Raw genomic sequence first — 24,182 nt, 5'->3', positions numbered from 1 at the left:
GGGCGGTCATGGGACGGAGGACCGGCCGGGTTCGCCGGACAGCGTGCAGAGAAGAGATGATGAACCGTATGGGCGAGCTCATCCTGGTCCGGCACGGCGAAACCGAGTGGAGCGCTTCGGGGCGGCACACCAGCTACACCGACCTGCCCCTCACCGCCCGCGGCGAGGACCAGGCGCGCGCCCTGCGGCCACTGCTGGCCGAGCGCAGGATCGCTCTCGCCCTGGCCAGCCCGATGGGCCGGGCCGTGCACACCGCCAAGCTCGCCGGACTCGACCCGGTGACCATCGAGGCCGCTCTGCACGAATGGGACTACGGAGGCTACGAGGGCACCACCACGGCGGAGATCCACCGCACTCGGCCGGACTGGAACCTGTGGACGGACGGCGTCGCTCCCGGCGGATCCGGCCATCCGGGTGAAGCGCCTGACGAGGTGGGGGCGCGCGCCGACCGAGTGCTCGCGCGGATCGAGGACTCGTTGCGCGCACCCGACGGGGGCGACGTCGTGCTCGTCGCCCACGCCCACTTCCTGCGCGTGCTCACCGCGCGCCGCCTGGGTCTGCCGCCTTCCGCGGGTGCCCTGTTCCGCCTCGACACCGGCACGCTGAGCACCCTGGGCACCGAGCACGGCCGGCCCGTGATCACCGCGTGGAACCACATGCCCGCGCCCGACCCCGGCCTCTGAGCCCGGGTTCCGGCACGGGCTGTACCGGACGGCGTACGCGGGGCGGTCGCCTGCCGCATGCTGTCGGAGACTGGAGGCGAGTGCCCCCTGCCCGGATCCGCGAGGGGATCGCGAGGAGAGGACCAGGCCATGCCGTCCCTGTGCAGGAAGCCGTGCCGCGCGCGGCGTACGAAGACCCCCGCCACCACGTGCGGGAGGGACGTCGGGCTGCTCGCACTGCGGCTGGCGGCGGGCAGTCTGCTGTTCGCGCACGGCACGCAGAAGCTTTTCGGCTGGTTCGGCGGCGCAGGCCCGCAGGGCACGGGGGCGGCGATGGAGCAGATGGGCTACAAGCCCGGTGTGCCGAGTGCGGTGGCCGCCGGTCTGGGCGAGACCTGCGGCGGAACGCTCCTCGCCCTCGGCCTTGCGACCCCGGCCGGGGGAGCGGCCGCCGCCGGAGTCATGGCCGGCGCCACGGCGTTCCACGCCCCCAATGGCCCTTTCGCGAGCAACGGAGGCTTTGAGCTCCCCGTGCTGGCGGGGTCCGTCGCGGTGGGCCTCGGCCTGACCGGGCCGGGCCGTCTCTCGCTCGACCATTTGACCGGACACCGGCTCGACCGGCCCTGGGTGGCGGCGCTCGCCTACCCGTGCGTCGCCGTCGTCGCGGCGGCGCTCATCACACGCCGCGCCAGGGGCGGGGCCGACCGCGGCCCGGGCGGCGAGGAGCCGCAGAACCAGCCATCGGCCTCATGACCGCGAGGTGAGGGCGCTCGCGGGACGGGACGCTGCCCTCGGCGCTGGCGCCGCTGACCGTGGTCTGCGGCCGGGCCGACGCGGTGAGCTTCGTGGGGGCTCGGCCATGTCCTCACGGTATGCCGCCGTCCGGCTACGCTCCGTCCATCCGGTCTCCCGCAGGACGAAAAGACGGACCGCGGAGTGGGCGTGACGCGAGGCGGGGAGCCTATTGAGCAACGGCCGACGGGAATGCGGTTGCCGCGATGCGATGTTGATCGCGATGGGGAGCGCGCACCCGTGCCCTGGACGCACGACGATGCACCACGTGAGGAGACGGAAGTGCCCGAGCGCAGCCCGGAGACCAACCTCATCGACTACCGCGCCGCGGAACGGCTGCTCGCCGCCCGTGACCCGCGCGGCGCCGTCAAGCTGCTCGACTCCGTCATCGCCGTCCATCCGGAGAACACCGCCGCCCGTCTGCTGCGCGCCCGGGCCTTCTTCGCCGCCGCCCAACTGCGGCCGGCCGAGCTGGAGTTCCAGATCGTCCTGGAGCGCGAACCGGACAACGCCTTCGCCCACTTCGCACTGGCCCGCACCCTGCAGCGCGCAAGCCGCAACGACGAGGCCCGCCGTCACTTCCGCCTCGCCGCCGCGCTCGACCCCAAGCCGGAGTACGTCGCAGCCGCCGGCTTCGACGACGGCGCCTGACGACGGCGCCTGACGACGGCGCCTGACGACGGCGCCTGACGACGGCGCCTGACGACGGCGGGTACGAGAGCGGCTCAGAAGAGCGGCTCGGGCAGCACGCCCTCGATCGCCAGCAGCTTGCGTTTGATCTCGAGTCCGCCGCCGAAGCCGCCTATCCCGCCGCCGCTTTCGATCACACGATGGCACGGGACGACCACGGGGAGTGGATTGGAGCCCATCGCCACGCCCACCGCACGGGCCGCGCCCGGATCGCCGACGCGATCGGCCAGGTCCTGGTAGCCGACGACGGTGCCGTACGGGACACCGGTGGCGAGCTCGCGCAGGACGTCGCGGGTGAAACCCGAGCTCAGCGTCCAGTCCAGGGGGACGGTGAATTCGCGCAGCTCACCGGCGAAGTACGCATCGAGCTCCCGGACCGCCGCCGGCAGGTGCGGGATCCCGGCCGCACCGACGGGTATCGGCTCGGCGGCCAGCCGCTCCGACAGGCGGTTCAGGGCGGTGCGTGTCGTGCGCTCGTCGGCACGGAAGACGACGCTGACCAGCCCGCGCTCCGTCACGGCGAGGAGCAGCGGGCCGATCGGGGTGTCCCGTACGGTCCAGTGGAGGTCGGTCACGGTGCCAGAGTAGGGCCGGGCACCGACAACCCCCTCCGACCTGGAACTTCCGCCATTGTCAGTGCCGGGTCGTACGGTGTTTTCATGCGGCCCGTAACAGAGATCGAACGCAAGGTGGCGCCCTTCGAGGTCGTCAGCCCCTACAAGCCCAGCGGCGACCAGCCGGCGGCCATCGCCGAGCTGGAACGGCGCATCACGGTGGGGGAGAAGGACGTCGTGCTGCTCGGCGCCACCGGCACCGGCAAGTCGGCGACCACCGCCTGGATGATCGAGCGCCTGCAGCGACCGACCCTCGTCATGGCGCCCAACAAAACGCTGGCCGCCCAGCTCGCCAACGAGTTCCGCGAGCTGCTGCCGAACAACGCCGTCGAGTACTTCGTGTCGTACTACGACTACTACCAGCCGGAGGCGTACGTCCCGCAGACGGACACCTACATCGAGAAGGACTCCTCGATCAACGAGGAGGTCGAGCGGCTGCGCCACTCCGCGACCAACTCGCTGCTCACCCGGCGCGACGTGGTCGTGGTCGCCTCCGTCTCGTGCATCTACGGCCTGGGCACGCCGCAGGAGTACGTCGACCGCATGGTCCGGCTGCGGGTCGGGGACGAGATCGAGCGCGACCAGCTGCTGCGCCGCTTCGTGGACATCCAGTACGCCCGCAACGACATGGCCTTCACCCGCGGCACCTTCCGGGTGCGAGGCGACACCATCGAGATCTTCCCGGTCTACGAGGAGCTCGCCGTCCGCATCGAGATGTTCGGCGACGAGATCGAGGCGCTGTCCACCCTCCACCCGCTCACCGGCGAGGTCGTCACCGACGACCAGGAGCTGTACGTCTTCCCCGCCAGCCACTACGTCGCCGGTCCCGAGCGCATGGAGCGGGCGATCAAGGGCATCGAGGAGGAGCTGGAGGAGACGCTCGGGAAGCTGGAGAAGCAGGGCAAGCTCCTCGAGGCCCAGCGGCTGCGCATGCGCACCACCTACGACATCGAGATGATGCGCCAGGTCGGTAGCTGCGCCGGCATCGAGAACTACTCACGCCACATCGACGGCCGCGAGGCGGGCTCCGCGCCCAACACCCTGCTCGACTACTTCCCCGAGGACTTGCTCCTCGTCATCGACGAGTCGCATGTCACCGTCCCGCAGATCGGCGCGATGTACGAGGGCGACGCGTCGCGCAAGCGCACCCTCATCGAGCACGGCTTCCGGCTGCCGTCCGCCCTGGACAACCGGCCGCTGAAGTGGGAGGAGTTCCTGGAGCGGATCGGGCAGACCGTCTATCTGTCCGCCACCCCCGGGCCGTACGAGCTCTCCCGCGGCGACGGCGTTGTCGAGCAGATCATCCGCCCCACCGGTCTGGTCGACCCCGAGGTCATCGTGAAGCCGACGCAGGGGCAGATCGACGACCTGGTGCACGAGATCCGGGTGCGCGCGGAGAAGGACGAGCGGGTCCTGGTCACCACCCTCACCAAGAAGATGGCCGAGGACCTCACCGACTACATGCTCGAACTCGGCCTCCAGGTGCGCTACTTGCACAGCGACATCGACACCCTGCGCCGCGTCGAGCTGCTGCGCGACCTGCGCGCCGGCGAGTTCGACGTCCTCGTCGGCATCAACCTGCTCCGCGAGGGTCTCGACCTGCCCGAGGTCTCGCTGGTCGCGATCCTCGACGCGGACAAGGAGGGGTTCCTGAGGTCGGGCACCTCGCTGATCCAGACGATCGGCCGTGCCGCGCGCAACGTGTCCGGCCAGGTGCACATGTACGCGGACAAGGTGACGCCTGGCATGCAGCGCGCCATCGACGAGACCAACCGGCGCCGTGAGAAGCAGATCGCCTACAACCGGGAGCACGGGATCGATCCGCAGCCGCTGCGCAAGAAGATCGCCGGGATCCTGGACTCCTTCGCCCGTGAGGACGCCGACACCGAGGAGCTGCTGGGCTCCGGGCGCCAGCGGTCGCGCGGCAAGTCCCCCGTGCCCGGGCTGGCTGGCAAGGCGGGCGAGAAGCGGGCCGCCGCCAAGAGCGTCCCTGCGGAGGAACTGGTCGAGCTGATCGGCGAGTTGACCGACCAGATGCATGCCGCAGCGGCCGATCTGCAGTTCGAGGTGGCGGCCAGGCTCCGCGACGAGGTGGGGGAGCTGAAGAAGGAGCTGCGGCAGATGCGGGAGGCCGGTATGGCCTGACAGGGAGGCGACAGGGAGGTGCCCGCCAGCATGATCGGGTCATTTGGTTGTCCTTTTACCTATACATGAAGGTTCCTGTACCGTTCGTGCGGTGGATGGATCCCTCAGCCTCTGGGTGTTGACGATCGTCGCGCTCTGCGCCCTCATTGCCGTCGACTTCTTCGTCGGCGGCCGCCGGCCGCACGAGGTGTCGATCAAAGAAGCCGGCATCTGGACGGTCGTCTGGATCGTGCTCGCCGCCCTCTTCGGCCTCGGCCTGCTGCTCTTCCAAGGCGGGCAGCCGGCTGGGGAGTTCTTCGCGGGCTTCATCACGGAGAAGTCGCTGAGCGTCGACAACCTCTTCGTCTTCGTTCTGATCATGGCGAAGTTCGCGGTGCCGAGCGTGTACCAGCAGCGCGTCCTGCTGCTCGGCGTGCTCATCGCGCTCGTCCTGCGCGCCGCCTTCATCGCGGCCGGCGCCGCCATGATCTCCGCCTTCTCCTGGATCTTCTACATCTTCGGCGCATTCCTGATCTGGACCGCATGGAAGCTCGTCGAGGAGGCGCGCACGGAGCAGCGGGAGGGCGAGCAGGAGGCGTACGAGGAGAACAAGCTCCTCAAGCTCGTCGAGCGCAGGATCCCGTCGACCGGCGCCTACCACGGGACACGGATGTCCGTCGTCGAGAACGGCAAGCGCCTGATGACCCCGATGTTCGTCGTCGTCCTGGCGCTCGGCACCACGGACGTGCTGTTCGCGCTCGACTCGATCCCCGCGATCTACGGCCTCACCCAGAGCCCGTACATCGTCTTCACGGCCAACGCCTTCGCCCTGATGGGCCTGCGCCAGCTGTACTTCCTCCTCGGCGGCCTGCTGAAGCGGCTGGTCCACCTCTCCTACGGCCTGTCGGTCATCCTCGGCTTCATCGGCGTGAAGCTCGTGCTGCACGCGCTCCATGAATCCGGTGTCCCCGCCCCCGAGATCTCCGTCCCCGTCTCCCTCGGTGTCATCCTCGTCGTCCTCGCGGTGACGACGGTCACGAGTCTGACGGCATCCGGGACGCGTGGCTCGCAGGACACCCCCTGAGCCACGGCCGCCCGCTCCGGGCGTCTACCGTAGGTGCCCGTGGCTGACATGACGGCGAGGGCGGGTGGATACCGGTGAGCATGCTGGCGGTGACGAACCTGCCGGAGCTGACGGTCGCGACGTTTCTGCGGTCCTGGGAGCTCGATCCCTTCGCGCTCGCATTCGTCGTGGCCGCAGGCGCGCTGTACGCGGCGGGGGTGGTGCGGCTGCGTCGCCGCGGCGAGCACTGGTCGGTGCCGCGCACCGTGGCCTTCGCCCTGATGGGCCTCGGCATCGTCGTGTTCTCGACGATGTCCGCACTGTCCGTCTACAGCGAGGTCCTTTTCTGGCCCGCCACGACGCAGAACATCATTCTCGACCTCCTCGCACCGCTCGGTCTCGCGATCGGCGACCCCCTCGCGCTGGCCCGCCGCACACTGCCGGAGCGGTCGGCCGCCCGGCTGGACGCCGTCGTCGGCAGCCGTGTCGTGAGGTTCCTGACGTTTCCGCTGGTGAGCTCCGTCGCTGTCCTCGTCTCCGAGATGTCGATCTACTTCACGCCGTACTTCCAGACGGCACTCGGCAACGAGGCCGTCAAGCAGCTGATGCACCTGCAACTGCTCGTGACGGGTCTGCTCTTCGTTCTGCCCTTGCTCACCGGCCAGGAGATGCTGCCGCGGTGGTGCACGCACCCGGTGCGGGCGTTCCTGGTCTTCATCGACGGTCTGTTCGACTCGATTCCCGGTGTCGTCATCCTGCTGAGCAACACGCTGGTGGCCGGCCACTGGTATGCGGCGCACCCGCGCAGCTGGGGGCCGACGCTCCAGCATGACCAGCAGATCGCGGGCGGGCTGATGTTCACGCTCGCCGAGCTCGTCGGCCTGCCGTTCATGATGGCCGTCTTCGTGGAGTGGTGGCGCACCGAGCGGGCGAAGACCGCCGAGCTCGACGCCCGCCTCGACCGCGAGCTGGTGCCGGTGGCCGCGCGTCCCGCGGCTGACGCCCCGGCGTCCCGCACCGCCGCGGCCGCACCCGAGATGGTGCGGCCGTGGTGGGAGACCGAGGGCGGCGAGGTCGCCGACCGGGTGCGCAGGAACCAGCAGCGCCAGGGCTGAGCGCCGTCCTCGGCGACGTTCACCAGCCTCGCTCGCGCCACTCCTTCAGGTGAGGGCGCTCGGCGCCGAGCGTGGTGTCCTTGCCGTGGCCCGGGTAGACCCACGTCTCGTCCGGGAGCCGGTCGAAGAGCTTGGCCTGCACATCACCCAGCAGCGACTCGAATGCCTTGGGGTCGTTGTGGGTGTTGCCGATCCCGCCCGGGAAGAGGCAGTCGCCGGTGAAGACGTGCGCGTGCCCGTGCGGGTCGTCGTAGATGAGCGCGATGCTGCCCGGGGTGTGGCCCACGAGGTGGCGGGCGGTGAGCTCGACGCGCCCGACACGTACGGTGTCGCCGTCTTCGAGGAGGACGTCGGTCCGCACCGGGATGCCCTCGGCGTCGTAGCGGCCGGCGTAGGTGCACGCCCCGGTCTCGTCGACCACGGGGCGCAGCGCCTGCCAGTGGTCCCCGTGCCGGTGCGTGGTGACCACGGAGGCCAGGCCGTCCGGGCCGATGAGTTCGATGAGAGTGTGGGCGTCATTGGCCGCGTCGATCAGCAGCTGCTCGCCCGTGGCGCGGCAGCGCAGCAGGTACGCGTTGTTGTCCATCGGGCCGACCGCGACCTTGGTGATCATCAGGTCGGTGAGTTCGTGCACGTCCGGCGGTCCGCCGACCTTCACTGCTCCGGTGTACGACATGGCGTCACCCTAGCGGCGGGAGCACGGGGAGCGGCAGATCGGGTTCGCGGGTCAGCTTCTCGCCCTTGCTGCGTCCGGTGACCCAGGCGAGCAGCTGTCGGGCGGAGCCGGCGACGGTGAGCTCGGGCTCGGCGGAGGCGCCGATCAGCCACTCCTCGCCGCTTCCGGTGTCGCGCAGCCGTACCGCGGCGATGCCCTCGTGGCCGCTGAGCCCGTCGATAAGCCAGGCCAGCTCGCGCTCGACGAAGTCCGGCGGCAGGTCGTCGCAGGTGTAGTCGATACCGAGGTCCACGTGGTGCAGGAGCACCTCCGTGAGCCGTTTGGCGGGAAGCACTGCCGCCGGGTACACGCCGCCGTGCCGGGTGCGCACCTGGGAGGCCCACGCCTGCGGCGGCATCTCCTCGACGGCCAGCGCGAACCGTTCCGCCGTGAGGCGCAGGTCGTCGAGCTGTTCGTCGAGCGGGCGCCCGGCACCCTCCTCGATGTCCTTGTCGCGGGCCTCGTCGCTCGGGTACATGGGGATCTCTTCGCCGGTCCTGGCCCAGGTGAGCAGGTTGACGAGGGCGTCGGCGTTGCGCGCGAGGTGGGTGAGCACATGCCCCCGCGTCCAGCCTGGCAGCAGCGAGGGCTCGGTCACCGCGGCCGGGTCGAGCCCCGAGACGGCCTCGGTCAGCCGTTCGGTGGCCGCACGTGCGGCAGCCGCATCGCTTACGGGGTCGGGTCGTTGGACGGACACGGGGCCTCCCTGCTCTCCTCGCACCGGTCGCGGTCGCTCCGCCATGACATCAGCCGCTGCCGACGCTGTTGCGACGGGCTCACTGGTCACCTCCGACGCTAGCGCGGCTCACTCGGTCGAGTGAACATGGCGGTATCCGCCGCAAAATCGAATACACGTGCTATAGGCTCATCGGAGCAGACCAGAAGCGAGAACTCGACAATTCGGCAAGAAGAGCGGAAGGCGCCCCGGCTACGCTGAACGGGGGGTGCTGCCCCTCCGTTTCTACGAAAGGTACGGAACCGGCGTGGCCGATCGACTCACCGTCCGCGGCGCTCGTGAGCACAACCTCAAGAACGTCTCGCTGGACCTCCCGCGCGACTCGCTCATCGTCTTCACCGGGCTCTCGGGGTCCGGCAAGTCGTCGCTGGCGTTCGACACGATCTTCGCCGAAGGGCAGCGCCGCTACGTAGAGTCGCTCTCCTCCTACGCACGGCAGTTCCTGGGCCAGATGGACAAGCCCGACGTCGACTTCATCGAGGGGCTCTCCCCTGCGGTGTCCATCGACCAGAAGTCGACCTCGCGCAACCCGCGCTCGACCGTCGGCACCATCACCGAGGTCTACGACTACCTGCGGCTGCTCTTCGCCCGCATCGGCAAGCCGCACTGCCCCGAGTGCGGCCGCCCGATCTCGCGCCAGTCGCCGCAGGCCATCGTCGACCGGGTACTCGAGCTGGAGGAGGGCAGCCGCTTCCAGGTGCTCTCGCCGCTGGTGCGCGAGCGCAAGGGCGAATACGTCGACCTCTTCTCGGACCTGCAGACCAAGGGGTACAGCAGGGCCCGGGTCGACGGGGTGACGATCCAGCTCTCCGATCCGCCGAAGCTGAAGAAGCAGGAGAAGCACACCATCGAGGTGGTCGTCGACCGCCTCACCGTCAAGGAGAGCGCCAAGCGGCGCCTCACCGACTCGATCGAGACGGCCCTCGGCCTCTCCGGCGGCATGGTGATCCTCGACTTCGTCGACCTCCCCGAGGACGACCCGCAGCGCGAGAGGATGTTCTCCGAGCACCTCTACTGCCCCTACGACGATCTGTCCTTCGAGGAGCTCGAACCGCGCTCGTTCTCCTTCAACTCGCCCTTCGGAGCCTGCCCGGAGTGCACCGGCATCGGCACCCGCATGGAGGTCGACCCCGAGCTGGTCATCCCGGATCCGGAGAAGTCTCTGGACGACGGGGCGATCGCGCCCTGGTCGCTCGGCCACACCCGCGACTACTTCGCACGTCTTGTCGACGCGCTCGCCGGAGAGCTCGGCTTCCGCACCGACATCCCCTGGGCCGGTCTTCCGCAGCGGGCCAAGAAGGCCCTGCTGCACGGGCACCGGACGCAGGTCGAGGTCCGCTACCGGAACCGGTTCGGGCGCGAGCGCTCGTACACCACCTCCTTCGAGGGCGCGATCCCCTTCGTCCGGCGGCGCCACTCGGAGGCCGAGACGGACTCCAGCCGGGAGCGCTTCGAGGGGTACATGCGCGAGGTGCCGTGCCCGACCTGCGAAGGCACCCGGCTCAAGCCGATCGTGCTCGCGGTCACCATCGCGGAGAAGTCCATCGCCGAGGTCTCGGCGATGTCCATCAGCGACTGCGCGGAGTTCCTGCGGTCGCTGAAGCTGACACCTCGTGAGAAGACCATTGCTGAGCGGGTGTTGAAGGAGGTCAACGAGCGGCTGCGGTTTCTCGTCGACGTCGGTCTCGACTATCTCTCGCTCAACCGAGCGGCCGGCACTCTCTCCGGCGGCGAGGCACAGCGCATCCGGCTCGCCACCCAGATCGGCTCCGGCCTCGTCGGCGTGCTGTACGTGCTGGACGAGCCCTCCATCGGCCTGCACCAGCGCGACAACCACCGGTTGATCGAGACCCTCGTGCGCCTGCGCGACCTGGGCAACACCCTGATCGTCGTCGAGCACGACGAGGACACCATCCGCACCTCCGACTGGGTGGTCGACATCGGGCCGGGTGCGGGCGAGCACGGCGGCAAGGTCGTGCACTCCGGGTCGCTCGACAAGCTGCTCGCCAACAAGCAGTCGCTGACCGGGCAGTATCTCTCCGGCAAGCGGGAGATCCCGACCCCGCTGGTACGGCGTCCGGTCGAGCCGGAACGGCAGCTGACGGTGCACGGCGCGCGCGAGCACAATCTGCAGGACATCTCGGTGTCGTTCCCGCTCGGGGTCTTCACCGCGGTGACGGGGGTGTCGGGGTCGGGCAAGTCCACGCTCGTCAACGACATCCTCTACACCCATCTGGCGCGGGAGCTGAACGGTGCGCGGGCCGTGCCCGGGCGGCACACCCGCGTGGACGGCGATCACCTCGTCGACAAGGTCGTCCACGTCGACCAGTCGCCCATCGGCCGCACCCCCCGTTCCAACCCGGCGACGTACACGGGTGTCTTCGACCACATCCGCAGGCTGTTCGCCGAGACGATGGAGGCAAAGGTGCGCGGCTATCTGCCGGGCCGCTTCTCCTTCAACGTCAAGGGCGGGCGCTGCGAGAACTGCTCGGGCGACGGCACCATCAAGATCGAGATGAACTTCCTGCCGGACGTCTACGTCCCGTGCGAGGTCTGCCACGGTGCTCGTTACAACCGCGAGACGCTGGAGGTGCACTACAAGGGGAAGTCGATCTCCGAGGTGCTGGACATGCCCATCGAGGAGGCGCTGGAGTTCTTCGAGGCGGTGCCGGCGATCGCCCGCCACCTGCGCACCCTCCACGACGTGGGCCTCGGGTACGTGCGGCTCGGGCAGAGCGCGCCGACGCTCTCCGGAGGCGAGGCGCAGCGCGTCAAGCTTGCGAGCGAGCTGCAGAAGCGATCCAGCGGGCGGACCGTCTATGTGCTCGACGAGCCGACCACCGGTCTGCACTTCGAGGACATCAGCAAGCTGATCACGGTGCTCTCCGGGCTGGTCGACAAGGGCAACACGGTGATCGTCATCGAGCACAACCTCGATGTGATCAAGACCGCGGACTGGGTCGTCGACATGGGGCCCGAGGGCGGTCACGGCGGCGGCCTGGTGGTTGCCGAGGGCACGCCGGAGGAGGTGGCCGCCGTGCCGGCGAGCCACACGGGCAAGTTCCTGCGCGAGATCCTGGGGGACCGGGTCAGCGATGCCGCCGTGCCGTCCCCGAGGAAGGCCCCGGGCTCCTCGAAGAGCTCCGCGAACGGCGCGAATGCCCGGAAGGCGCCGCCGAAGAAGAGCGCCGCGCCGCGGAAGCGGGCCGCCGGCAAGGGCTGACAGGGCCAGGCGGCCGGGGTGCCCGGCCGGTGCAAAGGAACGGGACGTAAGGTGCGTACGCTGCCGACCGAACGTCGTCTTACCGAGCCCGGAGTGCACAGCTATGACCGATCAGCCCACCGCCCGCCGAACCGTGCTGCAGGGAGCCGCGCTCGCGGGCGCTGCCGGACTCGGGCTCACCGCGTGCTCGGCGGGTGGCGGCGGCACGTCCGCCTCATCCGGGCCCACCGGCCGCTCCGACCTGGGCTCGACGGCTCAGGTTCCGCTCGGCGGGGCGAAGCTGTTCCGCGACGACCAGGTGGTCGTGGCACAGCCGACGAAGGGCACCTTCAAGGCCTTCAGCGCGGTGTGCACGCACGCCGGCTGCATCGTCGACCAGGTGCAGAACGGCGTCATCTCCTGCCCCTGCCACGGCAGCCAGTTCAACGCGACCACCGGCGCGGTCATCCACGGCCCGGCGACCGAGCCGCTGAACCCCGTCGGCCTGCAGGTGCAGGGCGACAAGCTGATCGCCAACCCGTAACGCCGTTTCCTGACCCCGGCCCGGAGCCGGCCCGAAGCGGCACTACGTCCACTCCCATGTGATGCCGAGCACCCCCGGGCACACCTCCTGCTCCACCAGGTGCACGGTTCCGTGTCCATTGAGGGTCAGCTCGGCCACGTCCTGCCGGGGCGCGTTCGCCGACGGCCGCGAGAAGCGGCGGCAGCGCACCGGCAGCGTCGACCGGTCGAAGGCGATCTCCAGGACGTACGCGCCGCCGCCATAGGTGAAGCCCCGCACGTACTCCGAGCTCACCCCGGCCGTCCCGTCCTCGAACCGGTAGCCGAGCACCGCCGTCTCCCCGGAGCGCATCCGCCCGTCGAAGAGCAGCTCGGCGACGACCATGCCCGTGCCCGGGTGGCGGCGTACCCGCCCCACCCGGCAGTTGCCCGTCGCGCGCACCCGCACCCCCTCTGCCTGGCATCCTGGATCGCCCTGGTGAATCGCGAGGTAGCGGTCCACGCCGTCACGGTGTGCCTGCACCACATGCCGTGACTTCCTGGCCACCAGCTGGCGACGGGCGCCGATGCGCACCTGCTCGCAGTGGAGCAGGGTGTGCAGCCCGCCGTCCGCCGGCGCCTCGAGACCGGCCAGCAACGCCTCCAGCGCCGCCGCCGGTTCGAGCACGGTGCGGTACGGCCGTGCCACCGGCTGGTCGGCGGCGGTGCGGGGCCCGAGGAGCCGGGTCAGCGCATGCGGCGGCAGGTCGAGCACTTCTTCGAGCGCCGTGACGGCCCGCAGCGACTCCGGCCGGTCGGGGCGGCGCAGCCCGCGCTGCCAGTAGCTGAGGCTCGTCACGCCGACGCTTATGCCGCGTTGCGCCAGCCGGTGCTGCACGCGGTGCAGGGCCAGGCCGCGGGCGGCCAGTGCGGCCCGCAGCGCCGCGGAGAAGGGCCCCGTGCGCAACGCTTCGGCGAGCCCGTCGGCCCGGTCACCGGATGGGTTGCGTTCTCTTCGATCCACGCTGCTCCCCGCTGACGTGAACATTCACTCCGCCCGGGCCGTGGCCGGATCCTGCACCACCGCCCGCGAGTTGGTACGGACCATGGCGTTCACACCGTACGGCCGCCGTTCACACCGCCGCCAGCCGCGCGCCGAGGCGCGTTGACCCGGCCGGGCGGGTGGCTCGATGCTGCTCACGCAGCGTCCGGACGCGCTCCTTCCCACCCCCACTCCAGGGAGGAACGCACCCATGCACCGAATCCCCGTCCCCCCACCCCGCGGCAGCAGACGCCTCGCGTCCGCGCTCCTCGCCGTACTCGCCGTACTCGGAGCCTCCACGGCCACCGCCACCGCGGCCCGCGCAGACGGCAGCTCGAAGCAACTGAACATCACCATGCAGGCGCAGCAGAACAGCAACTGGTGCTGGGCCGCGAGCGGCAACACCATTGCCTCCTGGTTCGGCCGCGAGTACACCCAGAACCAGTTCTGCGACGCCGCGTTCAACGAGCCCCAGGGCACCGCATGCGGCAACTGGCAGGCCTCGCTCGCCGATGTGCAGACCGCGTTCGACTGGGCCGGCATCGATCCCGGCACATATGTCTCCGGCAATCTGCGCTACGGGACCGTGCAGAACGAGATCAACGCCGGCCGGCCCGTCGAGACCCGCATCCAGTGGAGCTCCGGCGGCGGCCACATGCACGTCCTGTACGGCTACGACACCAGCGACAACTGGGTGTACTGGGGAGATCCGTGGCCGTCCAACGACCGCTACAACTGGGGCGATTACTCCTGGTACGTGAGCAACGACACGTTCACATGGACCCATTCGCTCTACGGGATCGGAGCGTGACCGCCATGACCGTGTTCCGCTTCACCGCAGCGGCCCTGCTCACCGCCACGGCCCTGGCCGCCGGCGCCGCGTCCCCCGCCCTCGCCGACGCGCCGCATCCCACCCCTGTCCCCTTCACCGCCTCCCAGACCGCCCGGGCGCGCGACGCCGCCGGCGCGCCCGCGACGCTCGCCGTCCTCTCCCGTTTCTTCGCCCACGAGGGCGGGACGGCGGCGACGACGGCCGCACCTCGCCTGAGCGGGCCGACCGTGACCGTCTTCAGCCTCGACCCCGGCTTCGTCGCGGGACGGGCCGACGCCCCCGTCGCCGACCCGCAGTTCCTCGCCACCGCCGCGGTCTGCGCTGACGGCCGGGCCGCATCGGTCTGGACGGCGTGGACGGGCGGCGGCTGGAAGGTTGTGAACATCGCGTCCGGTGCCGACGAGACGACCGAGGCGGCCGCGGCGCACGGCGACGGCACCGTCTTCCACGAACCGCAGACCGACGGCTGGTACGTGCTGCGCGGCGGGCGCGTGCTGCCGCTCAACGCCGACGCGCGGCACGAGGTCGGCGCCGGAGGGGTCGCACTCGCCGCCTACCAGCGGCTCGTCCACCGCCGGTACGGGGACAAGCTGCCCGGCTCGGCCTACGACACGTCGGGCGAGGGCGGCGGCTACGACGGCCAGGCCGCGCCGCGACCGGCCGCGGTAGCGGCTTCGGCGCCCGGGACCACCGCCGGCAGCGCCCGGACGGCCGTGGAGATCGGGGGCGGCGCGGCAGCCGCGGCTGCGGGCGCGGCGGCCCTCCTCGCGGCGCGCGCCCGCCGCCGCGGCTGACCGCCGGCGCCTCCCCCCACCCGGCCCGACGGCGACCCACGCGCCGTCGGGCCGGTTTGTCGGTCACCGCCAGTAGGGTGAAGCCATGGCCGACCCGTCCAGCTACCGTCCGAAGCCGGGACAGATCCCCGACTCCCCCGGGGTGTACAGGTTCCGGGACGAGCACGGCCGCGTGATCTACGTCGGCAAGGCCAAGAGCCTGCGGCAGCGGCTGTCCTCGTACTTCCAGGACCTGGCCCATCTGCACCCGCGCACCCGCACGATGGTCACCACGGCCGCCTCCGTCGAATGGACGGTGGTGACCACCGAGGTCGAGGCGCTGCAGCTGGAGTACTCCTGGATCAAGGAGTTCGATCCGCGCTTCAACGTCAAGTACCGCGACGACAAGAGCTATCCGTCGCTCGCCGTCACCATGAACGAGGAGTTCCCACGGGTGCAGGTGATGCGCGGCCCGAAGCGCAAGGGCGTGCGCTACTTCGGGCCCTACGCCCACGCGTGGGCGATCCGCGAGACCGTCGATCTGCTGCTGCGCGTCTTCCCCGTACGCACCTGCTCCGCGGGCGTGTTCAAGCGCTCCCACCAGATCGGCCGGCCCTGCCTGCTCGGGTACATCGGCAAGTGCTCCGCGCCGTGCGTCGGCCGCGTCACCGCCGAGGAGCACCGCGAACTCGCCGAGGAGTTCTGCGACTTCATGGCCGGGCGCACGGGCACCTATCTGCGCCGCCTGGAGAAGCAGATGCAGGACGCGGCGTCGGAGATGGAGTACGAGCGGGCCGCGAGGCTGCGCGACGACATCGAGGCGCTCAAGCGGGCGATGGAGAAGAACGCCGTCGTCCTCGCCGACGCCACCGACGCCGACCTGATCGCGGTCGCCGAGGACGAACTGGAAGCGGCGGTCCAGATCTTCCACGTGCGCGGCGGACGGGTGCGCGGCCAGCGCGGCTGGGTCACCGACAAGGTCGAGGCGGTCGACACCGCGGGCCTCGTCGAGCACGCGCTGCAGCAGCTGTACGGGGAGGAGCGCGGCGACGCCGTGCCGAAGGAAGTGCTCGTGGCGGCACTCCCGGATCCGGTCGAGCCGATAGCCGCTTGGCTCGGGCAGCGCCGCGGCGCGAACGTCAGCCTGCGGGTGCCGCAGCGCGGCGACAAGAAGGACCTGATGGCGACGGTGCAGCGCAACGCGCAGCAGGCGCTCGCGCTGCACAAGACCAAGCGCGCCTCCGACCTGACCACCCGCTCCCGCGCCCTGGAAGAGATCGCCGAGGCGCTGGACCTCGATTCCGCGCCGCTGCGCATCGAGTGCTTCGACATCTCGCACCTGCATGGCGAGGACGTAGTGGCCTCCATGGTCGTCTTCGAGGACGGCCTGGCCCGCAAGAGTGAATACCGGCGGTTCCAGGTCAAAGGCTTCGCGGGGCAGGACGATGTCCGTTCCATGCACGAGGTGGTCTCCCGGCGGTTCCGGCGCTATCTGCAGGAGAAGCAGAAGACCGGTGAGTGGGAAGAAGCGGAATCTGCGGATGCCGGTGAACCGACGAATGGCCCGATCGACCCCGAGACCGGACGCCCCCGCAAGTTCGCCTACCCGCCGCAGCTCGTCGTGGTCGACGGCGGCCAGCCGCAGGTCGCCGCCGCCCAGCGGGCGCTTGAGGAGCTCGGCATCGAGGACGTGGCGGTCTGCGGACTCGCCAAGCGCTTGGAGGAGGTATGGCTTCCGAAGGCGGACGATCCCGTGATCCTGCCGCGCACCAGCGAGGGCCTGTACATGCTGCAGCGGGTACGGGACGAGGCGCACCGCTTCGCCATCTCCTACCAGCGCAGCAAGCGCTCGAAATCGATGAGGGCCGGGGCGCTGGACGTCGTGCCCGGGCTCGGCGAGACGCGCAAGCAGGCGCTGCTCAAGCACTTCGGCTCCGTCAAACGACTGCGCTCGGCTACCGTCGAACAGATCTGCGAGGTGCCTGGGGTGGGTCGCAGGACGGCCGAAGCGGTGGCCGCCGCGCTCGCGCAGGCTTCACCCGCCGTTCCCGCGGTGAACACCGCGACTGGGGAGATCATTGAGGAAGAAGAGACGGCGGCACAGGAACGGGGATGATGATCATGAGCGAGACCGATGGAGACGGAGCACAGGTGAGTACGGGCGGAACGGGTGAACCGGCGGAAGCCATCCCCGAACTGGTGATCATCTCGGGCATGTCCGGGGCCGGCCGCAGCACCGCGGCCAAGTGTCTCGAAGATCTCGGCTGGTTCGTCGTGGACAACCTGCCCCCCGCGCTGATTCCCACCATGGTCGACCTCGGCGCCCGCTCGCAGGGGAATGTCGCCCGCATCGCCGTCGTCGTCGACGTGCGTGGCCGCCGCTTCTTCGACAACCTGCGCGAGTCCCTTGCCGACCTGGACGCGAAGGGCGTCCAGCGGCGCGTGCTCTTCCTCGAGGCCTCGGACGACGCGCTGGTGCGCCGCTTCGAGTCCGTGCGCCGGCCGCACCCGCTGCAGGACGACGGCCGCATCGTCGACGGCATCGCCCTGGAGCGCGATCTGCTGCGCGAGCTGCGCGGCAACGCCGACCTCGTGATCGACACCTCCGGCCTGAACGTGCACGAACTGCGCGCCAAGATGGACGCCCAGTTCGCCGGCGAGGAGGAGCCCGAGCTGCGGGCCACCGTGATGTCGTTCGGCTACAAGTACGGGCTGCCCGTCGACGCCGACCTCGTCGTCGACTGCCGCTTCCTGCCCAACCCCCACTGGGTGCCCGAACTGCGTCCGTACACCGGGCTCAACGACGAGGTCGCCACCTACGTCTTCAACCAGCCCGGCGCCAAGGAGTTCCTCGACCGCTACGCCGAGATCCTGCACATCATCGCCGCCGGCTACCGGCGCGAGGGCAAGCGCTATGTGACGATCGCGGTCGGCTGCACCGGCGGCAAGCACCGCAGCGTCGCGATGTCGGAGCGGCTGGCCCGCCGGCTCTCCTCCGACGGTGTGGAGACCGTCGTCGTCCACCGCGACATGGGGCGCGAGTGATCAGGACGAGGACGGTACGGCGGCTGCGCCGCTCCAGCGGATCCGGCTCGACGCCCAAGGTGGTGGCGCTCGGCGGCGGCCACGGCCTGTCCGCCTCGCTCGCGGCGCTGCGCCGGATCACCCAGGACCTGACGGCGGTGGTGACCGTCGCCGACGACGGCGGCTCCAGCGGACGTCTGCGCAGCGAGCTCGGGGTGCTGCCGCCCGGTGATCTGCGCAAGGCGCTTGCGGCGCTGTGCGGGGACGACGAGTGGGGCCAGACGTGGTCACGTGTGATCCAGCACCGGTTCACCAGTAAGGGTGAGATGCACGGGCACGCCGTCGGCAATCTGCTGATCGTCGCGCTCTGGGAACAGCTGGGCGACCCGGTCGCCGCGCTGGAGTGGGTCGGCAGGCTGCTCGGCGCGCACGGCCGGGTGCTGCCGATGTCGGCGGTGCCGCTGGAGCTGGAGGCGACGGTACGCGGCCACGACCCGGCGCGCCCCGACGAGACGGACACGGTCCGTGGCCAGGCCACCGTCGCCCTGACCCCCGGCGAAGTGCAGGAAGTCCGGCTGCTGCCGCACGACCCGCCCGCGGTGCCCGAGGCCGTCCAGGCCGTCCTCGACGCCGACTGGGTCGTTCTCGGTCCGGGCTCCTGGTTCTCCTCCGTCATCCCGCACCTGCTCGTCCCGGAGCTGGCCGAGGCGCTGACCGAGACCCGCGCCCGGCGCGTGCTCACCCTCAACCTCGCCCCGCAACCGGGAGAGACCGAGGGTTTTTCTCCGCAGCGTCACTTGGAGGTTTTGGCCCGACACGCCCCTAAACTCACCATCGACGTGGTGCTGGCCGACGAAGCCGCCGTGCCCGATCGTGTGAGCCTCGACGAGGCCGCCGAGCGGCTGGGGGCGTCTGTCGAGCTCGCCAAGGTCGCCGCCCCCGACGGGCCGCGGCACGACCCGGAGCTGCTGGCCGCCGCGTACGACCGGATTTTTCGGATGCATGGAAGGATCGGCCCATGGCGATGACGGCAGCGGTGAAGGACGAGATCTCCCGGCTCCCCGTCACCCGGACCTGCTGCCGCAAGGCGGAGGTGTCATCGATCCTGCGGTTCGCGGGCGGCCTGCACCTCGTCAGCGGCCGCATCGTGATCGAGGCGGAGCTGGACACCGGCATCGCGGCCCGGCGGCTGCGCAAGGACATCCTGGAGATCTTCGGCCACCCCTCCGACCTGGTGGTGATGGCTCCAGGCGGGCTGCGCAGGGGCAGCCGGTACGTCGTGCGCGTGGTGGGCGGCGGCGACCAGCTGGCCCGGCAGACCGGGCTCGTCGACGGCCGCGGCCGCCCCATCCGCGGCCTGCCGCCGCAGGTCGTCTCGGGGGCGACCTGCGACGCCGAGGCCGCCTGGCGCGGCGCCTTCCTCGCCCACGGCTCGCTCACCGAGCCGGGCCGCTCCTCGTCCCTGGAGGTCACCTGCCCAGGGCCCGAGGCCGCGCTCGCGCTGGTCGGCGCTGCCCGCAGGCTCGGCATCCCGTCCAAGGCCCGCGAGGTGCGCGGCGTGGACCGTGTCGTGGTACGCGACGGCGACGCCATCGGCGCGCTGCTGACCCGGCTCGGGGCGCACGAGTCCGTGCTCGCCTGGGAGGAGCGCCGGATGCGCCGCGAGGTGCGGGCCACCGCCAACCGCCTCGCCAACTTCGACGACGCCAATCTGCGGCGCTCGGCGCGCGCCGCAGTCGCCGCGGGCGCCCGGGTCCAGCGCGCCCTGGAGATCCTCGGTGACGAGGTGCCCGAGCACCTGGCCGCCGCCGGCCGGCTGCGCATGGACCACAAGCAGGCCTCGCTGGAGGAGCTGGGCTCGCTCGCCGACCCGCCGCTCACCAAGGACGCGGTGGCCGGCCGCATCAGGCGCCTGCTGGCCATGGCCGACAAACGCGCCGCCGACCTGGGCATTCCCGGCACCGAGTCGAATCTGACGGAGGAGATGGTCGGCTGAGGGGCGCGCGGCCCGCCGCGGGGGAGCGCTCGATGTCACCGGGGACATCCGGGCGAGGTAGGGTCGTGGGTGGTCGGGGACATCCCATACGGCGCAGCCGGAGCGATTCCGGCACATCAACGAGGAGATCGGTTCGTGACGATCCGCGTAGGCATCAACGGCTTTGGCCGCATCGGTCGTAACTTCTTCCGCGCCGCGCTTGAGCAGGGTGCGGACTTCGAGATCGTCGGTGTCAACGACCTGACCGACAACGCAACCCTGGTGCACCTGCTCAAGTACGACACCATCCTGGGCCGCCTCAAGCAGGAGGTCACCCACACCGACGACACCATCACCGTCGGTGGCCAGACCTTCAAGACCATGGCCGAGCGCGACCCGGCCAACCTTCCCTGGGCCGAGCTCGGCGCCGACATCGTCATCGAGTCCACCGGCATCTTCACCAAGCGCGAGGACGCGGCCAAGCACCTCGCGGCGGGCGCGAAGAAGGTCCTCATCTCGGCCCCGGCCAAGGACGAGGACATCACGATCGTCATGGGCGTCAACAACGACAAGTACGACGCCGCCAAGCACCACGTCATCTCCAACGCCTCCTGCACCACCAACTGTGTGGCGCCGATGGCCAAGGTCCTGCTGGAGAACTTCGGCATCACCAAGGGCCTGATGACCACGGTGCACGCCTACACCAACGACCAGCGCATCCTTGACTTCCCGCACAAGGACCTGCGCCGCGCCCGCGCCGCCGCCGAGAACATCATCCCGACGACCACGGGTGCGGCGAAGGCCACCGCCCTGGTCCTCCCGGAGCTCAAGGGCAAGCTGGACGGCATCGCCATGCGCGTCCCGGTCCCCACCGGCTCCGTTACCGACCTGGTCATCGAGCTCGAGCGCGAGGTCACCAAGGACGAGGTCAACGCCGCGTTCCAGAAGGCCGCCGAGGGTCAGCTGAAGGGCATCCTCGACTACACCGAGGACCCGATCGTCTCCTCCGACATCGTGAACTGGCCGGCCTCCTGCACCTTCGACTCGTCGCTGACGATGGTTCAGGGCAAGAGCGTCAAGGTCGTCGGCTGGTACGACAACGAGTGGGGCTACTCCAACCGCCTGGTGGACCTGACCACCTTCATCGGTGGCCAGCTCTGACGACCCCGCTCACACCAGCACCGTGATGCGCAGGGACAGGGTCCGCACGACACAGCAGTCGTACGGACCCTGTTCCGTGAGCTGAACAGAAGTCCACGAGGAGCCCCTCCCCATGAAGACCATCGACGACCTGGAGGTCGCGGGCAAGCGGGTGTTCGTCCGCGCCGACCTCAACGTCCCGCTCGACGGGGACGTCATCACCGACGACGGCCGGATCCGCGCCGCCGTGCCGACGATCACCACGCTCGCCGAGCGCGGCGCCAAGGTGATCGTCGCCTCCCACCTCGGCCGCCCCAAGGGTGCGCCGGACCCGAAGTTCTCGCTGGCACCGGTCGCCAAGCGGCTCGGTGAACTGCTCGGCAGGCCGGTTGCGTTCGCGACCGACACCGTGGGCGACAGCGCGAAGGCCACCGTCGCGGCTCTCGGCGACGGCGAGGTCACGCTGCTGGAGAACCTGCGCTTCAACGCCGGCGAGACGGCCAAGGACGACGCCGAACGCGGTGCGTTCGCGGCCGAGCTGGCCTCGCTCGCCGACGCGTACGTGGGCGACGGTTTCGGTGCCGTGCACCGCAAGCACGCCTCCGTCTACGACCTGCCGGCCCGGCTGCCGCACGCCGCGGGCGGCCTGATCGCCGCTGAGGTCGAGGTGCTCAAGAAGCTCACCGAGAACGTGAAGCGTCCGTACGCGGTGGTGCTCGGCGGCGCCAAGGTCTCCGACAAGCTCGGTGTGATCGACCACCTGCTGGAGAAGGCCGACCGGATCCTCATCGGCGGCGGCATGGCCTACACCTTCCTCAAGGCCATGGGCCACGAGGTCGGCAAGAGCCTGCTGCAGGAGGACCAGATCCCGGCGGTCACGGAGTACCTGGCCCGCGCCGAGGCCAAGGGCGTGGAGTTCGTGCTGCCCGTCGACGTCGTCGCGGCCACCGAGTTCCCCGACCTGAAGACAAAGGCCCCGGCCCATCCGGTCACCGTCGCCGCGGACGCCATTCCGGCCGACCTGGAGGGGCTCGACATCGGCCCGGAGACCCGCAAGCTCTTCGCGTCGAAGCTCGCCGACGCCGCGACCGTCTTCTGGAACGGCCCGATGGGCGTCTTCGAGCACCCCGACTACGCCGAGGGCACCCGCGCGGTCGCCCAGGCGCTCGTCGACACCCCCGCCTTCACCGTGGTCGGCGGCGGCGACTCGGCCGCGGCCGTGCGCATCCTCGGCTTCGACGAGAACGCCTTCGGCCACATCTCGACCGGCGGCGGCGCCAGCCTGGAATACCTCGAAGGCAAGACGCTGCCCGGCCTCGCCGCACTGGAGGACTGACTGACGTGAGCGACGCGCCCCTGGCCTGCGGCTTGGGAAACCCCATGGCCGCCGGGCTGCAGACGACGATGATGCCGGCACCTCTGCGCCGCGAGGGCGGAGAAGAGAACAAGGAGGCAGCGGCATGAGTTCGCGCACCCCGCTCATGGCGGGTAACTGGAAGATGAACCTCAACCACCTCGAGGCCATCGCCCACGTCCAGAAGCTCTCCTTCGCCCTCGCCGACAAGGACTACGAGGCCGTCGAGGTCGCCGTCCTGCCGCCCTTCACCGACCTGCGCTCGGTGCAGACCCTGGTCGACGGCGACAAGCTGAAGATCAAGTACGGTGCCCAGGACATCTCGCCCTTCGATTCCGGTGCCTACACCGGTGATATCTCCGGGCCGATGCTGGCCAAGCTGAAGTGCACGTTCGTCGTGATCGGGCACAGCGAGCGGCGCCAGTACCACGCGGAGACGGACGAGCTCGTCAACCACAAGATCAAGGCCGCCTACCGGCACGGCCTCACCCCGATCCTGTGCGTCGGCGAGGCTCTGGAGATCCGCAAGGAGGGCCGCCAGGTCCCGTACACCCTGTCCCAGCTCGACGGCGCGCTCAAGGACATCCCGGCCGAGCAGGCCCAGTCAATTGTGATCGCCTACGAGCCCGTTTGGGCGATCGGCACCGGCGAGGTGGCGACGCCCGAGGACGCCCAGGAGGTCTGCGCGGCGATCCGCGGCCGGCTCGCCGAGCTCTACAGCCAGGAGCTGGCCGACGCGGTCCGCATCCAGTACGGCGGCTCGGTGAAGTCCGGGAACGTCGCGTCGATCATGGCCCAGCCCGATGTGGACGGCGCCCTGGTCGGCGGGGCCTCGCTGGACGCGGACGAGTTCGTCAAGATCGTCCGCTTCCGCGACCAGGCAGTAGGCTGAGGTCGTCGATCCGAAGTACCCTTGCGAGGGCCGGAGCGGCGACGCCAGCCTCCGGCCCTCGCGTCGTCCCAGGTCACTCAGAGAGTTGGTCCAGCCGTGGTCATCGGGTTCTCCATCGCCCTCATCATCCTCAGCCTGCTCCTGATGCTGCTGGTGCTGATGCACAAGGGGAAGGGCGGCGGCCTGTCCGACATGTTCGGCGGCGGCATGCAGTCGTCGGTCGGTGGTTCGTCGGTGGCTGAGCGCAACCTTGACCGGATCACCATTGTTCTTGGTCTGTTGTGGTTTGCCTGCATTATCGTGCTCGGGCTGCTGCTGAAGTTCAAGGGCTGAGCCCGCTCGCCTGATACTCGCTGGTCCAGGCGCAACTGACGGCCCGTCTCCCCCGCGGCCTGCCGACGCAGTCGGCCGGTGTCACTATGATGGAACGTCGCCCTTGGGAGGCGGGCCATTGGCCTGTCACCGGACGAGGCGTAAGGTCCTCGTAAAATGGACGACCTCGCAGCACCATCACGCAGGGAGTTACGACCGTGGCAAGTGGCAACGCGATCCGTGGCAGTCGGGTCGGAGCGGGGCCGATGGGGGAGGCAGAGCGGGGCGAGTCCGCACCGCGCCTTCGCATCTCCTTCTGGTGCTCGAACGGGCACGAGACCCAGCCGAGTTTCGCCAGTGACGCGCAGATCCCGGACACCTGGGACTGTCCGCGCTGCGGCTTCCCGGCCGGGCAGGACGAGAACAACCCGCCGGACCCGCCGCGCACCGAGCCGTACAAGACGCACCTGGCGTATGTGCGGGAGCGGCGCAGCGACGCGGACGGCGAAGCGATCCTTGCCGAGGCGCTCGCCAAGCTTCGCGGCGAGATCTGAAGCGATGAGGGGTGGGGGGGCCCCCCCCCGCCCCCCCCACCCCGGTGCAGGATGGGTGCATGGATCTGCG

General features: G+C 70.2%; 25 protein-coding genes. 21 read left to right on the top strand and 4 right to left on the bottom strand.

From position 1 onward, the window contains the following. Positions 1 to 68: 68 nt before the first annotated feature. From NGB36_RS12850 to NGB36_RS12840, 3 genes are all read left to right on the top strand, one after another. Positions 69 to 683, top strand: a complete 615-nt coding sequence (locus NGB36_RS12850) for a histidine phosphatase family protein (RefSeq protein ID WP_255920357.1) — start codon at positions 69 to 71, stop codon at positions 681 to 683. 129 nt (positions 684 to 812) lie between these two features. After that, a complete protein-coding gene (locus tag NGB36_RS12845) occupies positions 813 to 1,415 on the top strand; it encodes a DoxX family protein (protein WP_255920356.1) in 603 nt (200 codons plus the stop codon). A 321-nt stretch (positions 1,416 to 1,736) separates the two neighbouring features. Further along, entirely contained in the window at positions 1,737 to 2,105 is a 369-nt protein-coding gene (locus NGB36_RS12840; protein WP_255920355.1) for a tetratricopeptide repeat protein, read from the top strand. A gap of 74 nt (positions 2,106 to 2,179) precedes the next feature. Here the strand turns inward: NGB36_RS12840 and NGB36_RS12835 are convergent, their stop codons facing one another. Further along, positions 2,180 to 2,719: a methylated-DNA--[protein]-cysteine S-methyltransferase gene (locus tag NGB36_RS12835; RefSeq protein ID WP_255920354.1), complete on the bottom strand. Its 540-nt coding sequence runs from the start codon at positions 2,717 to 2,719 to the stop codon at positions 2,180 to 2,182. Positions 2,720 to 2,803: 84 nt separating this feature from the next. On the opposite strand from NGB36_RS12835, the gene uvrB reads away from it, so the two are divergent. From uvrB to NGB36_RS12820, 3 genes are all read left to right on the top strand, one after another. Next, positions 2,804 to 4,903: an excinuclease ABC subunit UvrB gene (uvrB, locus tag NGB36_RS12830; RefSeq protein ID WP_255920353.1), complete on the top strand. Its 2,100-nt coding sequence runs from the start codon at positions 2,804 to 2,806 to the stop codon at positions 4,901 to 4,903. Between the two features lie 91 nt (positions 4,904 to 4,994). Beyond that, the gene (locus tag NGB36_RS12825; protein WP_255920352.1) at positions 4,995 to 5,966 is read left to right on the top strand and encodes a TerC family protein; all 972 of its coding nucleotides are present in this window, start codon (positions 4,995 to 4,997) and stop codon (positions 5,964 to 5,966) included. A gap of 80 nt (positions 5,967 to 6,046) precedes the next feature. Further along, on the top strand, positions 6,047 to 7,060 hold the full coding sequence (locus tag NGB36_RS12820) for a cytochrome c oxidase assembly protein (protein ID WP_255920351.1): 1,014 nt from the start codon (positions 6,047 to 6,049) through the stop codon (positions 7,058 to 7,060). A gap of 19 nt (positions 7,061 to 7,079) precedes the next feature. On the opposite strand, the gene NGB36_RS12815 is transcribed toward NGB36_RS12820, so the two are convergent. Together NGB36_RS12815 and NGB36_RS12810 are read right to left on the bottom strand one after the other, a co-directional pair. Continuing rightward, the gene (locus tag NGB36_RS12815) at positions 7,080 to 7,736 is read right to left on the bottom strand and encodes an MBL fold metallo-hydrolase (RefSeq protein ID WP_255920350.1); all 657 of its coding nucleotides are present in this window, start codon (positions 7,734 to 7,736) and stop codon (positions 7,080 to 7,082) included. Between the two features lie 4 nt (positions 7,737 to 7,740). Beyond that, positions 7,741 to 8,472 (bottom strand): maleylpyruvate isomerase family mycothiol-dependent enzyme, encoded by a 732-nt coding sequence (locus NGB36_RS12810; protein ID WP_255920349.1) that lies wholly within the window; start codon positions 8,470 to 8,472, stop codon positions 7,741 to 7,743. 286 nt (positions 8,473 to 8,758) lie between these two features. Here NGB36_RS12810 and uvrA point away from each other — a divergent pair, with 286 nt between their 5' ends. Next, positions 8,759 to 11,734, top strand: a complete 2,976-nt coding sequence (uvrA, locus tag NGB36_RS12805) for an excinuclease ABC subunit UvrA (RefSeq protein WP_255920348.1) — start codon at positions 8,759 to 8,761, stop codon at positions 11,732 to 11,734. Between the two features lie 103 nt (positions 11,735 to 11,837). Beyond that, the gene (locus tag NGB36_RS12800) at positions 11,838 to 12,257 is read left to right on the top strand and encodes a Rieske (2Fe-2S) protein (protein WP_255920347.1); all 420 of its coding nucleotides are present in this window, start codon (positions 11,838 to 11,840) and stop codon (positions 12,255 to 12,257) included. Between the two features lie 42 nt (positions 12,258 to 12,299). Here the strand turns inward: NGB36_RS12800 and NGB36_RS12795 are convergent, their stop codons facing one another. Continuing rightward, a complete protein-coding gene (locus tag NGB36_RS12795; RefSeq protein ID WP_255920346.1) occupies positions 12,300 to 13,238 on the bottom strand; it encodes a hypothetical protein in 939 nt (312 codons plus the stop codon). 16 nt (positions 13,239 to 13,254) lie between these two features. Between NGB36_RS12795 and NGB36_RS12790 the strand changes: the two genes are divergently transcribed. The 13 genes from NGB36_RS12790 (at position 13,255) to NGB36_RS12730 (ending at position 24,112) form a co-directional block, all read left to right on the top strand. Then, positions 13,255 to 13,383: a hypothetical protein gene (locus tag NGB36_RS12790; protein WP_255920345.1), complete on the top strand. Its 129-nt coding sequence runs from the start codon at positions 13,255 to 13,257 to the stop codon at positions 13,381 to 13,383. 84 nt (positions 13,384 to 13,467) lie between these two features. Continuing rightward, complete coding sequence (locus NGB36_RS12785; RefSeq protein ID WP_255920344.1) at positions 13,468 to 14,067, top strand: papain-like cysteine protease family protein; 600 nt, start codon at positions 13,468 to 13,470, stop codon at positions 14,065 to 14,067. Positions 14,068 to 14,072: 5 nt separating this feature from the next. Further along, the gene (locus NGB36_RS12780) at positions 14,073 to 14,882 is read left to right on the top strand and encodes a hypothetical protein (protein WP_255920531.1); all 810 of its coding nucleotides are present in this window, start codon (positions 14,073 to 14,075) and stop codon (positions 14,880 to 14,882) included. Positions 14,883 to 14,967: 85 nt separating this feature from the next. Further along, complete coding sequence (uvrC, locus tag NGB36_RS12775; RefSeq protein ID WP_255920343.1) at positions 14,968 to 16,977, top strand: excinuclease ABC subunit UvrC; 2,010 nt, start codon at positions 14,968 to 14,970, stop codon at positions 16,975 to 16,977. 5 nt (positions 16,978 to 16,982) lie between these two features. Further along, on the top strand, positions 16,983 to 17,906 hold the full coding sequence (gene rapZ, locus NGB36_RS12770; RefSeq protein ID WP_255920342.1) for an RNase adapter RapZ: 924 nt from the start codon (positions 16,983 to 16,985) through the stop codon (positions 17,904 to 17,906). Next, entirely contained in the window at positions 17,903 to 18,913 is a 1,011-nt protein-coding gene (locus tag NGB36_RS12765) for a gluconeogenesis factor YvcK family protein (protein ID WP_255920341.1), read from the top strand. Before rapZ ends, NGB36_RS12765 begins: the two co-directional genes overlap by 4 nt. Next, a complete protein-coding gene (gene whiA / locus NGB36_RS12760; RefSeq protein ID WP_255920340.1) occupies positions 18,904 to 19,881 on the top strand; it encodes a DNA-binding protein WhiA in 978 nt (325 codons plus the stop codon). Before NGB36_RS12765 ends, whiA begins: the two co-directional genes overlap by 10 nt. Before the next feature lie 135 nt (positions 19,882 to 20,016). Then, positions 20,017 to 21,021 (top strand): type I glyceraldehyde-3-phosphate dehydrogenase, encoded by a 1,005-nt coding sequence (gene gap / locus NGB36_RS12755; protein WP_255920339.1) that lies wholly within the window; start codon positions 20,017 to 20,019, stop codon positions 21,019 to 21,021. A 112-nt stretch (positions 21,022 to 21,133) separates the two neighbouring features. Next, on the top strand, positions 21,134 to 22,336 hold the full coding sequence (locus NGB36_RS12750; protein WP_255920338.1) for a phosphoglycerate kinase: 1,203 nt from the start codon (positions 21,134 to 21,136) through the stop codon (positions 22,334 to 22,336). Positions 22,337 to 22,341: 5 nt separating this feature from the next. After that, positions 22,342 to 22,464, top strand: coding sequence for a hypothetical protein (locus tag NGB36_RS12745; protein WP_255920337.1), 123 nt, complete (start codon positions 22,342 to 22,344; stop codon positions 22,462 to 22,464). Next, positions 22,461 to 23,246, top strand: coding sequence for a triose-phosphate isomerase (gene tpiA / locus NGB36_RS12740; protein WP_255920336.1), 786 nt, complete (start codon positions 22,461 to 22,463; stop codon positions 23,244 to 23,246). Before NGB36_RS12745 ends, tpiA begins: the two co-directional genes overlap by 4 nt. A gap of 96 nt (positions 23,247 to 23,342) precedes the next feature. After that, positions 23,343 to 23,579: a preprotein translocase subunit SecG gene (secG, locus tag NGB36_RS12735; RefSeq protein WP_255920335.1), complete on the top strand. Its 237-nt coding sequence runs from the start codon at positions 23,343 to 23,345 to the stop codon at positions 23,577 to 23,579. Between the two features lie 197 nt (positions 23,580 to 23,776). Continuing rightward, positions 23,777 to 24,112 (top strand): RNA polymerase-binding protein RbpA, encoded by a 336-nt coding sequence (locus NGB36_RS12730; protein ID WP_109450932.1) that lies wholly within the window; start codon positions 23,777 to 23,779, stop codon positions 24,110 to 24,112. Positions 24,113 to 24,182: the final 70 nt, after the last annotated feature.

It is taken from the genome of Streptomyces humicola, assembly GCF_024436035.1.
Taxonomy (GTDB): domain Bacteria; phylum Actinomycetota; class Actinomycetes; order Streptomycetales; family Streptomycetaceae; genus Streptantibioticus_B; species Streptantibioticus_B humicola.
The sequence above is the reverse complement of the archived record's forward strand: the minus strand, read 5'-3'. Positions and strand labels throughout refer to the sequence as shown.

What these genes read in the sequence shown, in the direction of transcription:
- NGB36_RS12850 (WP_255920357.1), top strand. Translation starts at nt 69, where the DNA reads ATGGGCGAGCTCATCCTGGTCCGGCACGGCGAAACCGAGTGGAGCGCT.
- NGB36_RS12845 (WP_255920356.1), top strand. Translation starts at nt 813, where the DNA reads ATGCCGTCCCTGTGCAGGAAGCCGTGCCGCGCGCGGCGTACGAAGACC.
- uvrB (WP_255920353.1), top strand. Translation starts at nt 2,804, where the DNA reads ATGCGGCCCGTAACAGAGATCGAACGCAAGGTGGCGCCCTTCGAGGTC.
- NGB36_RS12820 (WP_255920351.1), top strand. Translation starts at nt 6,047, where the DNA reads ATGCTGGCGGTGACGAACCTGCCGGAGCTGACGGTCGCGACGTTTCTG.
- NGB36_RS12815 (WP_255920350.1), bottom strand. Translation starts at nt 7,736, where the DNA reads ATGTCGTACACCGGAGCAGTGAAGGTCGGCGGACCGCCGGACGTGCAC.
- NGB36_RS12800 (WP_255920347.1), top strand. Translation starts at nt 11,838, where the DNA reads ATGACCGATCAGCCCACCGCCCGCCGAACCGTGCTGCAGGGAGCCGCG.
- NGB36_RS12785 (WP_255920344.1), top strand. Translation starts at nt 13,468, where the DNA reads ATGCACCGAATCCCCGTCCCCCCACCCCGCGGCAGCAGACGCCTCGCG.
- NGB36_RS12780 (WP_255920531.1), top strand. Translation starts at nt 14,073, where the DNA reads ATGACCGTGTTCCGCTTCACCGCAGCGGCCCTGCTCACCGCCACGGCC.
- uvrC (WP_255920343.1), top strand. Translation starts at nt 14,968, where the DNA reads ATGGCCGACCCGTCCAGCTACCGTCCGAAGCCGGGACAGATCCCCGAC.
- rapZ (WP_255920342.1), top strand. Translation starts at nt 16,983, where the DNA reads ATGAGCGAGACCGATGGAGACGGAGCACAGGTGAGTACGGGCGGAACG.
- whiA (WP_255920340.1), top strand. Translation starts at nt 18,904, where the DNA reads ATGGCGATGACGGCAGCGGTGAAGGACGAGATCTCCCGGCTCCCCGTC.
- NGB36_RS12750 (WP_255920338.1), top strand. Translation starts at nt 21,134, where the DNA reads ATGAAGACCATCGACGACCTGGAGGTCGCGGGCAAGCGGGTGTTCGTC.
- tpiA (WP_255920336.1), top strand. Translation starts at nt 22,461, where the DNA reads ATGAGTTCGCGCACCCCGCTCATGGCGGGTAACTGGAAGATGAACCTC.